12 protein-coding genes are annotated in these 12,004 nt (G+C 71.2%); 1 reads left to right on the forward strand and 11 read right to left on the reverse strand.

Annotated features, from left to right (window positions below; translation table 11 throughout):
- Positions 1-3: 3 nt before the first annotated feature.
- The 9 genes from EXE57_RS01555 to EXE57_RS01595 all read right to left on the reverse strand — a co-directional run bounded on the left by EXE57_RS01555 (position 4) and on the right by EXE57_RS01595 (position 9,492).
- Positions 4-561: a hypothetical protein gene (locus EXE57_RS01555; RefSeq protein ID WP_135073362.1), complete on the reverse strand. Its 558-nt coding sequence runs from the start codon at positions 559-561 to the stop codon at positions 4-6.
- A gap of 36 nt (positions 562-597) precedes the next feature.
- On the reverse strand, positions 598-1,548 hold the full coding sequence (locus EXE57_RS01560) for an alpha/beta hydrolase (RefSeq protein WP_135073364.1): 951 nt from the start codon (positions 1,546-1,548) through the stop codon (positions 598-600).
- The gene (locus tag EXE57_RS01565; protein ID WP_135073365.1) at positions 1,545-2,276 is read right to left on the reverse strand and encodes a gamma-glutamyl-gamma-aminobutyrate hydrolase family protein; all 732 of its coding nucleotides are present in this window, start codon (positions 2,274-2,276) and stop codon (positions 1,545-1,547) included. Before EXE57_RS01565 ends, EXE57_RS01560 begins: the two co-directional genes overlap by 4 nt.
- A 1-nt stretch (position 2,277) precedes the next feature.
- Positions 2,278-3,057: a 3-oxoacyl-ACP reductase gene (locus tag EXE57_RS01570; RefSeq protein ID WP_135073367.1), complete on the reverse strand. Its 780-nt coding sequence runs from the start codon at positions 3,055-3,057 to the stop codon at positions 2,278-2,280.
- A 49-nt stretch (positions 3,058-3,106) separates the two neighbouring features.
- Positions 3,107-4,465, reverse strand: a complete 1,359-nt coding sequence (locus EXE57_RS01575; protein ID WP_135073369.1) for an aldehyde dehydrogenase family protein — start codon at positions 4,463-4,465, stop codon at positions 3,107-3,109.
- Positions 4,466-4,470: 5 nt separating this feature from the next.
- The gene (locus EXE57_RS01580; RefSeq protein WP_279633186.1) at positions 4,471-5,862 is read right to left on the reverse strand and encodes a glutamine synthetase family protein; all 1,392 of its coding nucleotides are present in this window, start codon (positions 5,860-5,862) and stop codon (positions 4,471-4,473) included.
- Between the two features lie 2 nt (positions 5,863-5,864).
- Complete coding sequence (gene eat / locus EXE57_RS01585; protein ID WP_135073371.1) at positions 5,865-7,295, reverse strand: ethanolamine permease; 1,431 nt, start codon at positions 7,293-7,295, stop codon at positions 5,865-5,867.
- Between the two features lie 138 nt (positions 7,296-7,433).
- Entirely contained in the window at positions 7,434-9,023 is a 1,590-nt protein-coding gene (locus EXE57_RS01590; RefSeq protein ID WP_135073373.1) for a catalase, read from the reverse strand.
- Positions 9,024-9,081: 58 nt separating this feature from the next.
- A complete protein-coding gene (locus EXE57_RS01595; RefSeq protein ID WP_135073375.1) occupies positions 9,082-9,492 on the reverse strand; it encodes an ankyrin repeat domain-containing protein in 411 nt (136 codons plus the stop codon).
- Positions 9,493-9,653: 161 nt separating this feature from the next.
- On the opposite strand from EXE57_RS01595, the gene EXE57_RS01600 reads away from it, so the two are divergent.
- Positions 9,654-10,598 carry a hypothetical protein gene (locus EXE57_RS01600; protein WP_135073377.1) on the forward strand — a complete coding sequence of 315 codons (945 nt, stop codon included), beginning with the start codon at positions 9,654-9,656 and terminating at the stop codon, positions 10,596-10,598.
- Here EXE57_RS01600 and EXE57_RS01605 read toward each other — a convergent pair.
- Both EXE57_RS01605 and EXE57_RS01610 read right to left on the reverse strand, forming a co-directional pair.
- Positions 10,595-10,987 (reverse strand): RidA family protein, encoded by a 393-nt coding sequence (locus EXE57_RS01605; protein WP_135073379.1) that lies wholly within the window; start codon positions 10,985-10,987, stop codon positions 10,595-10,597. The genes EXE57_RS01600 and EXE57_RS01605 overlap by 4 nt on opposite strands.
- A 50-nt stretch (positions 10,988-11,037) precedes the next feature.
- On the reverse strand, positions 11,038-12,003 hold the full coding sequence (locus EXE57_RS01610) for an ABC transporter ATP-binding protein (RefSeq protein WP_135073381.1): 966 nt from the start codon (positions 12,001-12,003) through the stop codon (positions 11,038-11,040).
- Position 12,004 lies beyond the last annotated feature (1 nt).

Below are 12,004 nucleotides of genomic sequence, written 5' to 3' on the forward strand. Positions count from 1 at the left end.
GGCCTACGTCCTCGCGACGAGCTCGACCCACAGCCCATGGGCAGCGTCGAACCGGTGCCAGATCTCGACGACCTCGAGGTCTGCGTCGGCCCCGCGGCCAGGTGTGGCCAGGGTGATCCGGGACCCGTGCCGCAGCCCGGGTGCCGTGGCACGGCAGCGAGCGATGGTCCCGCCGGCGCGACGGCGTACGGACCCGGACTGGATCTCCGCGCCGAACGTCAGCGTCACGGCCGTTGCCGAGTCGGCGACCCGCGCCGTCCCGTCGGCCCGGAGGACCGTGGTGGGCGCGGCGCCTGCGACGAGGCGGGTCTCGACCTCCGTGACCCCGCCGATGAAGTCGTCCTCGTCAGCGGTGAGCCGGATCGCCAGCGTGGACGCGCCGACCTTCGCTCCCTTCAGGGTGACGCCCTCCGGGTGACCGGTCACCTCGACCTCCGCGGTCGCGCGTCCGTCGTCGACGACGTGGACCGAGAGGGCCACGAGGCCCTGGGTCAAACGTCGGTCCGACCCGCCGCGGAGGAGGACCTCCGGGCCGGAGGGGAGCGTCGGGGTTGCGCGCATGCTCGAGACTCTAGGGCGCAGCGAGCCACCGAGGTCTCAGCGGTCGACGTACGCCGTCCGCCACCGCTCGAGCTCGTCGTAGGCCCGGGCGCGCACGTCGGGCCGGGACAGGACCACGTCGTGTCGTGCGCCGGGGACGGCCACGTAGGTGACGTGCCGCCCGAGGGCGGGGGACCAGCGACGGATCTGCTCGACGTCGAGCACGATGTCGTGGGTGTGGACGTCCTCGCCCATCTCGGTGGGCCAGGTCGTGCGGTCCGAGGAGAGCACGAGCACCGGGAAGCGGAGGTCGAGCCCGCGGTGCAGCTCGGCGTGCCCCCGGCGGATCGCGCGCAACCAGCCCAGGTGCACGGCCAGCGAGTCCAGCGGCTTGAGCGCGGGGTCGAAGTCCCACTCGCCCTCGTGGTCCCGGTGGAGGCTGCGGCCGTAGAGGCCCGGAGCCTTCGTCCCGAGAACTCGGCGCGGACGGCGTCGACCGACCTGGTCGAGCACGAAGGTGCCGACCGAGCGCATCCACGCCTTGCCCTGCAGGTCGAACCACGGCGAGTTCAGGACCATGCCGGCCAGCGCGACCTGCCGTTCCTGCGCCCACAGGGAGCAGACGAGCCCCCCGGTGGAGTGGGCCGAGAGGACGACGTGATCGTGGCCGTCGCGCTCGGTGACCCGGTGCCAGGCCGAGTCCAGCTCGGGGAAGTGTTCCCGCAGGTCCGTGACGTACGCCGGCGTCTGGTGCGCCAGCAACGAGCGGCCGTACTTGCGCAGGTCGACGGCGTAGAAGTCGTAGCCGCGCTCGAGCCACCACTCGGCGTACGCGGTCTGGAAGAAGTAGTCGGAGAACCCGTGGACGTAGAGCACCGCCCGGTTCGTCGGCTCGGCGGCACGCCGCGAGACGAGGGTGGCGACCACCTGCCCCTCCTCGTCGGGCGGGAAGTGGATCGTCTCGGAGGTCCAGGGCTCACCCAGGACGTCGGTGGTGGTGCCGCTCATGGGGAGAGTCTCCCAGCACCTTCGACGGCGTACGTCGCAGCCGCGCGGACCAGGCCCGCGAGCAGCCCGACGTCCGCGGCGGTCTCCGGGTGCCACTGCACCGCCACGCAGAACCGGTCGCCGTCGGACTCCATCGCCTCCAGGGTCCCGTCGGTGGCTCGTGCCGAGGCCGTGAACCCCGGGTGCGACTGCACGGACTGGTGGTGGTGGCAGGTCACCGAGAGCGAATCGCCGACCAGGCTCCCCACCCGTGACCCGGCCACCGTGGCGACCTCCACCGTGCCGAACCGGTCACCGCCGGGGCTGTGCTGCTCGTGCCCCACCAGGTCCGGCGTGTGCTGGTCCAGCGAACCGCCGGCGTGGACCGCCATCAGCTGCATCCCGCGGCAGACCCCCAGGACCGGCAGTGCCCGGGCCGCCGCGGCGTCCAGGAGGGCCAGCTCCCAGGCGTCCCGGTCAGGACGCCAGCCGGCGGTCCGCGCGTGCGGTCCCGCGCCGTAGCGCGCCGGGTCGACGTCGGCGCCCCCGCTGATCACCAGCCCGTCGAGCCGCCCAACGACCGTGTCCGCGGCGCCGGTCTGGTCGACCGGCGGCAGCAGCACCGGGACGCCGCCGGTGGCCTCGACCGCCTGCGCGTACTGCGTGGGCAGGACGTCGGCGCGCTGGTCCCAGACCCCCCAGGCCGCCTGCTCGCGGTAGGTGGTGAGCCCGATGATGGGGGCAGGCATCTCAGAGCGGCGTGACGTAGGCGCCGGAGATGCCGCCGTCGACCAGGAAGCTGCTCGCCGTGATGAACGACGACTCGTCCGAGGCCAGGAACAGCACCGCGTTCGCCATCTCGCGCGGCTCGCCGAACCGGCCCATCGGGACGTGCACCAGCCGCCGCGCCGCCCGCTCGGGGTCGGCGGCGAAGAGGTCCTGCAGCAGCGGCGTGTTGACCGGCCCGGGACACAGCGCGTTGACCCGGATCCCGTCGCGCGCGAACTGCACGCCGAGCTCGCGGCTCATCGACAGCACCCCGCCCTTGGAGGCGGAGTAGGAGATCTGCGAGGTGGCCGCGCCCATCACGGCCACGAACGACGCGGTGTTGATGATCGAGCCCGAGCCCTGCGCCAGCATGTGGGGGAGCGCAGCCTTGCAGCAGAGGTAGACGCTGGTGAGGTTGACCTCCTGCACGCGCCGCCACGCCTCGAGGTCCGTGTCGAGGATCGAGTCGTCCTCGGGCGGGGAGATGCCGGCGTTGTTGAAGGCGATGTCGACCGACCCGTAGGTGTCCTTCGCGGTCGCGAAGAGTGCGTCGACCTGCTCCTTGTCGGTCACGTCGACCGAGACGTACGTCGCGATCTCCTCGCCGCCGAGCTGCCCGACCAGCACGTGGCCGCGCTCGTCGTCGATGTCGCCGATGACGACGCGGGCGCCCTCCTCGACGAAGCGTTCGACGGTGGCGAGACCGATGCCCGAGCAGCCGCCCGTCACGACGGCCACCTTGCCCTGGAGACGTCCTGCCATGGTGGTTCCTCTCTGGTGGTGCTGCCTGCGACCCGGGGGTGGCCGCGGTTCAGTGGGCGATGAAGACGTTCTTCTCCTCCGTGAACGCCTGCGGGGCGTCCGGCCCGAGCTCGCGACCCAGGCCGGACTGCTTGTAGCCGCCGAACGGGGTCCAGTAGCGCACCGCGGCGTGCGAGTTGACGCTGAGGTTGCCGGCCTCGACGGCCCGCGCGACCCGCAGGCCCCGTCCGAGGTCGCTGGTGAAGATCGAGCCCGACAGGCCGTACTCGGTGTCGTTGGCGAGCTCGACGGCGTGCGCCTCGTCGTCGAAGGGCATCACCGCGACGACGGGCCCGAAGACCTCCTCGCGCCAGATGGGCGCGGCCGGGTCGTCGGCGAGCACCACGCTCGGCGGCACCCAGAAGCCGTCGCCGCCGGGGGTGGTCCCCGCGAAGGCCACCTCGACGTCGTCGAGGTAGCCCTGCACCCGGCGACGCTGCTCCGCCGAGATCAGCGGGCCCATCTCGCTGTCGGGGTCGGCCGGGTCGAGCACCTTGAGGCCGCTGACCGCCGGTTCGAGGAGCGAGAGGAACTCGTCGTGGGCCGAGCGCTCCACCAGGATCCGCGACCGTGCGCAGCAGTCCTGCCCGGCGTTGTCGAACACGGCGTACGGCGCGGACGCGGCCGCGGCGGCGAGGTCGGCGTCCGCGAAGACGATGTTGGAGCTCTTGCCGCCGAGCTCGAGCGTCACCCGCTTCACCTGCTCGGCGCAGCCGGCCATGATCCGCTTGCCCACCTCGGTGGAGCCGGTGAAGGTGACCTTCCGGACCAGCGGGTGCGTGACGAACCGCTCGCCCACGACCGACCCCTTGCCCGGCAGCACGGTGAAGACGCCCTCCGGGAGGCCGGCCTCGCGCCCGAGCTCCGCGATCCGGACGGCGGTGAGGGGCGTGAGCTCGGCAGGCTTGAGGACGACCGTGTTGCCGGCGGCGAGGGCCGGTGCGACGCCCCAGCCGAGGATCGGCATCGGGAAGTTCCAGGGGACGATGATCCCAACGACGCCGAGCGGCTCGTGGAAGGTCAGGTCGGTCCCGCCGGCGACGGGGATCTGGCGTCCGAAGAGCCGTTCGGGAGCACCGGCGTAGTAGTGGAGGCAGTCGCGGACGTTGCCGGCCTCCCAGCGGGCGTTGGCCAGGGTGTGGCCGGCGTTGCGGACCTCCAGCTCGGCGAGCTCCTCGACGTGGGCGTCGACCAGGTCGCCGAAGCGGCGCAGCACCGCCGCACGCTCACCGGGGGCGACCGAGCGCCAGTGTGCGAACGCCTCCTGAGCGGCCTCGATCGCGCGGTCGGTCTCCTCGACGGACGCCAGCGCCACCTCGGTCAGGGGGCGGCCGCTGGCCGGGTCGACGACCGTGAAGGTGTCGGTCATGCGGGTTACAGCCTCTCGAAGCCTCGCCGGAGCTCCCAGTCGGTGACCGCGGCCTCGAACGCGCGGAGCTCGACGTCGGCCATGTTCGTGTAGTGGTCCACCACCGCGTCACCGAGACACGATCGTGCCACCTTGCTGTCGGCGAACGCCGCGCGGGCCTCCGCCAGCGTCCGCGGCACCCGGTCGGCACCGGAGGTGTAGGCGTTGCCCTCGGTCTCCGGCACCGGGTCCAGCTCCTGCTCGATGCCGTGCAGGCCGCCGGCGATCATCGCCGCCAGCGCGAGGTAGGGGTTGACGTCGCCGCCGGGGATGCGGTTCTCCAGCCGGGCCGACTTCCCCGAGCCGACCAGCCGGATCGAGCAGGTGCGGTTGTCGATGCCCCAGGCGACCGACGTCGGCGCGAACGACGCGTCGGCGAAGCGCTTGTAGGAGTTGACGTTGGGTGCGTAGAGGAGCGTGAAGTCGCGGGCCGTGGCCAGCAGCCCGGCGACGAACTGGTCGTAGAGCGGGGTCCGGGTGTTGGTCTCCTCGTCCCAGAACACCAGCCCGCCGTCCGTGCCGCGCAGCGAGAGGTGGATGTGGCAGGAGTTGCCCTCGCGGGCGTCGTACTTGGCCATGAACGTGATCGACTTGCCGTGCTGGGCCGCGATCTCCTTCGCGGCGTTCTTGTAGACGACGTGGTTATCGGCGGAGACGAGCACGTCGTTGTAGAGGAACCCGATCTCGTGCTGGCCGAAGTTGCACTCGCCCTTGGCGCCCTCGACGTCCATCCCTGCGGCGTACATGTGGTTGCGGATGTCGCGCAGCAGCGGCTCGACCCGGGTGGTGCCGAGCACGGAGTAGTCGACGTTGTACTGGTTGACGCCCCGGAGCCGCTGGTAGTTGGCGTCGTGGGCGGCCTCGTAGGTGTCCTCGAAGGCGATGAACTCCAGCTCGGTCCCGGCGTGGGCGGTGAAGCCCAGTGCCGCGGCCCGGTCGATCTGCGCCTGCAGGATCGCCCGCGGGGACTCGACGACGGGTGAGTGGTCGAGCCACACGAGGTCGCACTGCACCATGGCGGTGGCCGGGAGGTGGGTCAGCAGCCGGAGCGTGCGCCAGTCGGGGACCCACTCCATGTCGCCGTAGCCTCGCTCCCACGACGAGATGGCGTAGCCGTCGACGGTGTTCATGTCGACGTCGACGGCCAGCAGGTAGTTGCAGCCCTCCGTCCCCGCCTCGAGCGCGACGTCGAGGAAGTACTGCGCGTGCAGCCGCTTTCCCTGCAGCCGCCCCTGCATGTCGGTGAACGCCATGACGACCGTGTCCACGTCGCCCTCCGCGACGAGGTGGCGCAGCCGGTCGAGCGTCAGCATCCGGTCGTTGACCGGCTGGTCGGTTCCTTCGGTGAGGTGTCCCACGGTCAGTGAAGATCCTTCTCTGCGGCCTCGATCGCGGCGAACTCCTCTTCCGGAGCCCCCTGCACGATGTGGTGGCGGCTGTACAGGCCGAAGTAGGCGATCGCGAGCGCGAACACCCCGGCGGTGACGAGGATGACGCGGGTGTCGACGAGCAGGCCCGCGACGACGGCGACGCAGGCGAGCACCAGGGCGATGCCGGTGGTCACCACGCCGCCGGGCGTCCGGTAGGGACGCTCGAGGTCGGGCTCCCGGAACCGCAGCACGATGTGGGACAGCATCATCAGCACATAGGAGATCGTGGCGCCGAACACCGCGACCAGGATGAGCAGGTCGCCCTGGTTGAAGACGGCCATCACGAACCCGATGATGCCGGGCACGATCAGCGCGAGGTACGGCGTCTTCCGCGACCCGGTCTTGGAGAGCACCTTCGGCAGGTAGCCCGCCCGCGAGAGCGCGAAGGTCTGGCGGGAGTAGGCGTAGATGATCGAGAAGAAGCTGGCGATCAGGCCGAGCAGGCCGACGACGTTGACGAAGGTGCTGACGGCGGTGGAGCCGCCGTAGGCGATCTCGAGGGTGTCGACCAGCGGGTTGCCGGAGCCCTGGATGGCGTCGGAGCCCGCGGCACCCGGGGCGACCACCAGGATCAGGGCCGCGAACGCCAGCAGGGTCAGCATCGCGGCGATGATGCCCTTCGGCATGGAGCGTGCGGGGTCCTTGGTCTCCTCGGCCGCGAGCGGCACGCCCTCGACGGCGAGGAAGAACCAGATCGCGTAGGGGAGTGCGGCCCAGATGCCCACCAGCCCGAAGGGCAGGAACGAGCTCGCCCCGGCTGCGTCACCGGCCGGGATGTCGGTGAGGTTGGCCGCGTCGAACTCCAGGGCGGCGGCGACGACGAAGACGAGCAGCGCCACCACGGCGATCGCCGTGATCACGAACATCAGCTTCAGCGCCTCGCCCACGCCGTAGAGGTGCAGGCCCACGAACACCACGTAGAAGGCCAGGAAGACCAGCGGCCCGCTGAGGCCGACCAGCGACTCGACGTACGCGCTGATGAAGTTGGCGATCGCGGCGGGGGCGATGGCGTACTCGACGAGGATCGCCGTGCCCGTCAGGAAACCGCCCCACGGCCCGAGGGCGCGTCGCGCGAACGCGTACCCGCCACCGGTGGTGGAGATCGCCGACGAGAGCTCGGCGAGGCCGAACACCATGAACAGGTACATCACGCCCATGATCAGCGTCGCGACGAGCAGCCCTCCCCAGCCGCCCTCGGCGAGGCCGAAGTTCCACCCGGCGTAGTCGCCGGAGATGACGTAGGCGACCCCGAGCCCGGCCAGGAGCACCCAGCCTGCGACGCCGCCCTGGAGCTCGCGCTCGGCGAAGTAGTCGGCGCCCTCGCGCTCGTACTCGATCCCTCGGCCCTCGCGTCGTGACATCGCAACACCCTTCCCGTCCGGGAGGTCGGGGAGCCGGCCTCGTTGGTGCTCGGAGGCTAGTCCTGCGCGGAAGGGGCCCACAAGCAGCCACGCCCCCTGTGTTGGGCAGGAGGCGTGGCTGCGGAGCTGTGGCGGTGGTCAGCCGGCGTGCGTGTCCCGCTCGACGACCGGGTCGGAGGCGTCCTCCGCGGCGTTGCCGGGCTGGGCGCCCGGTCCGCCGTGGTCGGCACCCGCGCGCACGATCTCCTCGATCTGCTTGCCGGTGTCGGCGTCGACGCTCTTCCAGTAGACGAAGGCCCGCTCGAGCACGTCGCCCTCGACGCCGCCGAGGAGGTGGCCGGAGACCGTCTTGACGAACGTGGCCCGCTGGTCGTCGTCCCAGACCTCGCGGACCAGGGCGCCGGCCTGGCTCCAGTCGTCGTCGTCCTCGCGCAGCGTGTAGGCCTGGCGCACCATGGCGCCGTCGGCCTCCCAGCCGTCGTCGACCTCGCCGACCTGGTCGGCGTAGCCGCGCCCGAAGGTGTTCGGCGCGTAGACCGGGTCGTCGGAGCGGTGCTCGTAGGCCATCGGCCCGTCCTGCGTGTAGGTGTTGACCTCGACCCGAGGCCGGTTGACCGGCAGCTGCAGGTAGTTGGGCCCGATCCGGTAGCGGTGGGTGTCGGCGTACGAGAAGGCGCGGCCGAGCAGCATCTTGTCGGGTGAGAAGCCGATGCCGGGGACCGTCGCCGAGGGCTCGAAGGCGGCCTGCTCGATCTCGGCGAAGAAGTTCTCCGGGTTGCGGTTCAAGGTCATCGTCCCGACCTCGATCAGCGGGTAGTCCCCGTGCGGCCAGATCTTCGTCAGGTCGAACGGGTTGAGGTGGTAGGTCCTCGCGTCCTCGTAGGGCATCGCCTGGATCGACAGCGTCCAGCTCGGGTGGTCGCCCCGCGCGATGGCGTCGTTGAGATCGCGGCGGTGGAAGTCGGCGTCCTCGCCGGCGATCCGGGTGGCGTCGTCGTCGGTGAGCCCCTCGACCCCCTGGTTGCTGTGGAAGTGGTACTTCACCCAGTGCTTGTCGCCGGCCTCGTTGACCCAGAGGTAGGTGTGCGAGCCGTAGCCGTTCATGTGGCGGTAGGACCGCGGGATGCCGCGGTCACCCATCAGGTAGGTCACCTGGTGGGCCGACTCGGGGTTGAGGGTCCAGAAGTCCCACTGCATGTTGTTGTCGCGCAGGCCGCTCCCGCCGCGACGCTTCTGCGAGCGGATGAAGTGGGGGAACTTCATGGTGTCGCGGATGAAGAAGACCGGCGTGTTGTTGCCGACGAGGTCGTAGTTGCCCTCGCTCGTGTAGAACTTCAGCGCGAAGCCACGCGGGTCGCGCCAGGTGTCGGGGGAGCCCTGCTCCCCGGCCACGGTCGAGAAGCGCGCGAGCATCTCCGTCCTCGTGCCCTGCTGGAACAGCGCCGCCTTCGTGTACGCCGACACGTCGCCCGTCGTCTCGAACTCGCCGAACGCGCCGGAGCCCTTGGCGTGCACGTTCCGCTCCGGGACTCGCTCCCGATTGAAGTGGGCCATCTGGTTCAGGAAGTGGACGTCGTGGAGCAGGATCGGGCCGTCGGCGCCGAGGGTCAGCGAGTTGCGGTCGCTGGGCGCGGGAGCGCCGGTGTCGGTCGTCGACCCGAGGCGCGCCTCCTCGCTCGGGTTGGTCTTGGTGGCGGTGCCGTCGTTCGGCTGGGGCAGCTCGGTCATGGGGGGTCCTCTCCTCGCGTCCGGAACCCCTCCAACCAAGCACTCAGACTGGAACGAGTCAAGAAAACCCTGAGGTGTCGGGCGTGTCCCCCAGCAGGTGGCCGGTGCCGAACATCGCGGCCGCCTCACGGCCGGACGGGCTCCCCCGGTCCAGGTCGGCGCCGGCAGCGACCAGGGCGCGGACCACCTCGTCCTCGCCCTTGAAGAGCGCGCCGGCGACGGGGGACTGACCGCGGTCGTTGAGGCGGTCGGGATCGGCGCCGCGCTCCAGCAGCATCCGGACCGTGCCGGCGTGCCCGTGGTACGCGGCCAGCATCAGCAACGTGTTGCCCGCGGCGTCGGGGTGGTCGACCGGGTAGCCGCCGTCGACGTACTGGCCCAGCAGCTCGGTCTGCCCGTCGCGCGCGCAGTCCATGGCGAAGGACACGATCCTCGCGAGGTCGTCGGGCGCCGGCCCCTGGTCGGTCATCCCCGGGACGTTAGTCCACAGGCGAAAGTTAAGGATCCGGGGATTGTCGTGACTTCCACGTACTGTCGCCGTTGAGCACGACTGGCGGCGCCGTGGGGGCGCCGTGTCACAACTCAGACAGGTCAGGACCGGGGGGTTCGGGCCGAGGGGGGAATCAAGCAATGCGTCTAGTCACGCATGCGCGCGCCTATCTGGCGGCGCTCCTGATGGTCATGGTGGGGTTGGTGGCCGTCGCGTCACCGGCCTCGGCCCACACGCCGGTCGTCGAGGGTGAGGTCGTCTGCGACACCGAGACCGGCCTGTTCGACGTCGTGTGGACGATCGGCAACTCCGAGCGCGACAAGGTGATGACCTACACCTCGCGCCTCGGCGACGGCACCGTCGAGCCGAACCCGGCGACCGTCACGCTCACCGAGAGCGGCCTGCAGGCCGGGAGCCACTCCCTGCAGGTCGACGCCTCGTGGCCCAACGGCGTCACCGCCTCCGACACGGCCACGGTGGTCGCGGAGGGTGAGTGCGCGAAGCCGGAGCCGGAGAAGGTCACGGTCAACCCGTCGTTCACCGACAACGTGTGCGTCGACAACACCTACACCGAGCCGGGGCTCGACGCTCCCGAGGTGGAGGGCACCACGGTTCGGGTCGACGGCACCGTCGCGCCCGGCGAGACGGTCACCGTCACCTACACCGCCCTGGAGGGCTACGTCATCGAGGGCCAGTCGGTCTTCGAGCACACCTTCCCGACCGAGCCCGCCTCGGTCGAGGACTGCGCCGACCGTCCCGAGCAGCCGGAGCCGGTCGTCGACCAGCGCTCCGAGGTGCGCGAGGACTGCGTGCGTGTCGAGCGCCGCACCTGGGACATCGTCACCGGCTACGTCTGGGACGGCGAGCAGTGGGTCCTCGGCGAGCCCGAGGTCCGCAACGACACCGGCTGGGTGACGGTCCGGCGGCTGACGGTCGCCGAGCGCGTCGCCAAGGGCTGCATCGAGATCGAGGGCGAGGAGGAGGTGCCGGAGAACCCGGCGCCGCCGACGACCCCGACCACCCCGACCGGCAGCCAGACGCCGGGCACTCCGGCGGTTCCGACCGCGGTCGACGCCGGGATCTAGCCGGCATCCTCCGGGAGGATCGCGTCGAGCTCCATCTCGACCTTCCACCGGGGATCGAGCAGGCCGGCGACCACCACCATGGTGCTCGCCGGCCTGATCTCGCCGAAGACCTCGCGGTGGACGGCCGACACGGCGTCGGCGTACGCCGCGTCGGTGACGTACTGCCGCGTCCGGATGGCGTGCTCGGGGGCGCCGCCGAGCTCGGCCAACGCGCCGAGCACGATCTCCCAGCAACGCCGTGCCTGCACGGCCGGGTCGGGGTCGACCGTGCCGTCGGGCCACACCGGAGCGGTCCCGGCGATGGCGACGGTGCTGCCCGCGCGCACGCCCCGGCTGAAGCCGGTGGAGTCCTCGTGGGGCGAGCCCGAGCGCGCCTGCTGTCGTGTCATGCCACGGACGATAGGGCGTGCCTCCCGACTCCGTGGCCGAGAACCCCGACCTACGCCCTGCCCGGGCTGCCGTGCGAGTAGAGCTCGCGGATCACGTCCTCGATCGCCGGCTCCTGGATCGAGAGGTCCGCGACGTCGTACGTCGCCGCGACGGCCGCGACGACCGGTGCGGCGCTCGTGTCGGCCGGGAAGGTGAGCCACTGCCGCGGCCCCGAGACGTCGCGGGTCGTCGCTCCCGCGACCTCGATCGGTGGTGCCTCGTCGACGAGGTCGACGACCAGGGTGCGGGTCGAGCCGCCGTGCCGGTGCAGGCCCGTGAGCGAGCCGTCGTAGACCGAGGTGCCGTGGTCGATCACGATCACCCGGTCGCAGAGCGCCTCGACGTCGGCGAGGTCGTGGGTGGTGAGGATCAGCGTGGTGCCGCGCTCGGCGTTGAGCACGCGGAGGAACTCGCGGACCCGGCCCTTGCTCACGACGTCGAGCCCGATCGTCGGCTCGTCGAGGAAGAGCAGGCGCGGGTCGTGGAGGAGCGCGGCCGTGATGTCCCCGCGCATCCGCTGGCCCAGGCTGAGCTGCCGCACCGGCGTGTCCAGCAGGTCGCCGAGCTCGAGCAGCTCGACGTACCGGTCGAGGTTGGCACGGTGCCGAGCGGGATCCGTGCGATAGATCCGTCGCAGCAGGTCGAAGGAGTCGCGCAGCGGCAGGTCCCACCACAGGGTGGTGCGCTGGCCGAAGACAACGCCGATCTGACGGGCCAGCTCGGTGCGCTGCCGCTGCGGCGCCAGCCCCGCCACCTCGAGGTCCCCGCTGGTCGGGTGCAGGATCCCGGTCAGCATCTTGATGGTGGTGGACTTGCCCGCGCCGTTGGGGCCGAGGTAGCCGACCATCTCGCCCTCGGCGATCGAGAAGCTGAGGTCGTGGACGGCCCGCACGGTGGTGGGGCGCCGCCGCCGACCGCCCTCCTTGCGGCGTACGGCGAAGGTGCGCTCGAGCCCGTGGACGTCGATCAGTGCCATG

Origin of the sequence: Nocardioides euryhalodurans, from assembly GCF_004564375.1 — a bacterium.
GTDB classification, from domain to species: Bacteria; Actinomycetota; Actinomycetes; order Propionibacteriales; family Nocardioidaceae; genus Nocardioides; species Nocardioides euryhalodurans.